The 2500-nt window shown below is 54.3% G+C and carries 2 rRNA genes (1 of these 2 cut by a window edge); both read right to left on the reverse strand.

The window, feature by feature from the left end:
- Positions 1 to 7 precede the first annotated feature (7 nt).
- Positions 8 to 121: ribosomal RNA gene (gene rrf / locus A7X97_RS08585) — 5S ribosomal RNA — on the reverse strand.
- Positions 122 to 247: 126 nt separating this feature from the next.
- A 23S ribosomal RNA gene (locus A7X97_RS08590) occupies positions 248 to 2500 on the reverse strand; it runs 627 nt beyond the window's last position.

The following is a 2500-nucleotide window of genomic DNA, read 5'->3' on the forward strand; positions in this document are numbered from 1 at the left end:
ACGTAGGAGCAGGACAGACCTACTCGCGCATGGCTTGAGCCACACTACCATCGGCGCAGCTGCGTTTCACTTCCGAGTTCGGGATGGGATCGGGTGGTTCCACAGCGCTAATTTCACCAGGGAGGCTTTTGGAGCGTCGCACTCGTCCCTGTGGGACAAGGCGCCAGCCTCGCATAGTTCTTGTGACGTAGCGTGCACTTGGATGCTCTTACGACGCTGTCGTAAAGCCAAGGCAACTTGAGGTTATATGGTCAAGCCGCACGGATCATTAGTATCAGTTAGCTCAATACATTGCTGTACTTACACACCTGACCTATCAACCACGTAGTCTACATGGTTCCTTCAGGGGGCTTGTGCCCCGGGAGATCTCATCTTGAGGCGCGCTTCCCGCTTAGATGCTTTCAGCGGTTATCGCTTCCGAACATAGCTACCCGGCAATGCCACTGGCGTGACAACCGGAACACCAGAGGTTCGTCCACTCCGGTCCTCTCGTACTAGGAGCAGCCCCTCTCAAATCTCCAACGCCCATGGCAGATAGGGACCGAACTGTCTCACGACGTTCTGAACCCAGCTCGCGTACCACTTTAAATGGCGAACAGCCATACCCTTGGGACCGACTACAGCCCCAGGATGTGATGAGCCGACATCGAGGTGCCAAACACCGCCGTCGATATGAACTCTTGGGCGGTATCAGCCTGTTATCCCCGGAGTACCTTTTATCCGTTGAGCGATGGCCCTTCCATACAGAACCACCGGATCACTAAGTCCTAGTTTCCTACCTGCTTGATCCGTCGATCTTGCAGTCAAGCACGCTTATGCCTTTGCACACAGTGCGCGATGTCCGACCGCGCTGAGCGTACCTTCGAGCTCCTCCGTTACTCTTTAGGAGGAGACCGCCCCAGTCAAACTACCCACCATACACGGTCCCCGACCCAGATAATGGGCCCAGGTTAGAACGTCAAGCACGACAGGGTGGTATTTCAAGGATGGCTCCACCACAGCTAGCGCCATGGTTTCATAGCCTCCCACCTATCCTACACAGACGAACTCAACGTTCAGTGTAAAGCTATAGTAAAGGTTCACGGGGTCTTTCCGTCTTGCCACGGGAACGCTGCATCTTCACAGCGATTTCAATTTCACTGAGTCTCGGGTGGAGACAGCGCCGCTGTCGTTACGCCATTCGTGCAGGTCGGAACTTACCCGACAAGGAATTTCGCTACCTTAGGACCGTTATAGTTACGGCCGCCGTTTACTGGGGCTTCGATCAAGAGCTTCGCCTTGCGGCTGACCCCATCAATTAACCTTCCAGCACCGGGCAGGCGTCACACCCTATACGTCCACTTTCGTGTTTGCAGAGTGCTGTGTTTTTGATAAACAGTCGCAGCGGCCTGGTTACTGCGACCCTCTTCAGCTATAGCTCGCACGAGCCACCAAAAAGGGTGCACCTTCTCCCGAAGTTACGGTGCCATGTTGCCTAGTTCCTTCACCCGAGTTCTCTCAAGCGCCTGAGAATTCTCATCCTACCCACCTGTGTCGGTTTACGGTACGGTCTGCGTAAGCTGAAGCTTAGGAGCTTTTCCTGGAAGCGTGGTATCAGTGACTTTGCCATAAAGGCTCGTCTCGGTGCTCGGTCTTAGAGGATCCCGGATTTGCCAAAGATCCAAACCTACCGCCTTTCCCCAGGACAACCAACGCCTGGTACACCTAACCTTCTCCGTCCCTCCATCGCACTTACGCGAGGTGCAGGAATATTAACCTGCTTCCCATCGACTACGACTTTCGTCCTCGCCTTAGGGGCCGACTCACCCTGCGCCGATTAACGTTGCGCAAGGAAACCTTGGGCTTTCGGCGTGCGGGTTTTTCACCCGCATTATCGTTACTCATGTCAGCATTCGCACTTCCGATACCTCCAGCAGACTTCTCAATCCACCTTCAACGGCTTACGGAACGCTCCTCTACCGCGCATAACAAAGTTATGCACCCCAAGCTTCGGTTCTGTGCTTAGCCCCGTTAAATCTTCCCCGCAGACCGACTCGACCAGTGAGCTATTACGCTTTCTTTAAAGGGTGGCTGCTTCTAAGCCAACCTCCTGGCTGTCTGTGCCTTTCCACATGGTTTTCCACTTAGCACAAAATTTGGGACCTTAGCTGTGGGTCTGGGTTGTTTCCCTTTTCACGACGGACGTTAGCACCCGCCGTGTGTCTCCCATACAGTCCGTCTCGGTATTCGGAGTTTGCAATGGTTTGGTAAGTCGCGATGACCCCCTAGCCATAACAGTGCTCTACCCCCGAGAGGATACATATGAGGCGCTACCTAAATAGCTTTCGAGGAGAACCAGCTATCTCCGGGTTCGATTAGCTTTTCACTCCTAATCACACCTCATCCCCTACCTTTGCAACGGGAGTGGGTTCGGGCCTCCAGTGCGTGTTACCGCACCTTCACCCTGGGCATGACTAGATCACCCGGTTTCGGGTCTACTGCCCGCGACTATGCGCCCTTA

Source organism: Stenotrophomonas sepilia (assembly GCF_003244875.1).
GTDB lineage: Bacteria > Pseudomonadota > Gammaproteobacteria > Xanthomonadales > Xanthomonadaceae > Stenotrophomonas > Stenotrophomonas sepilia.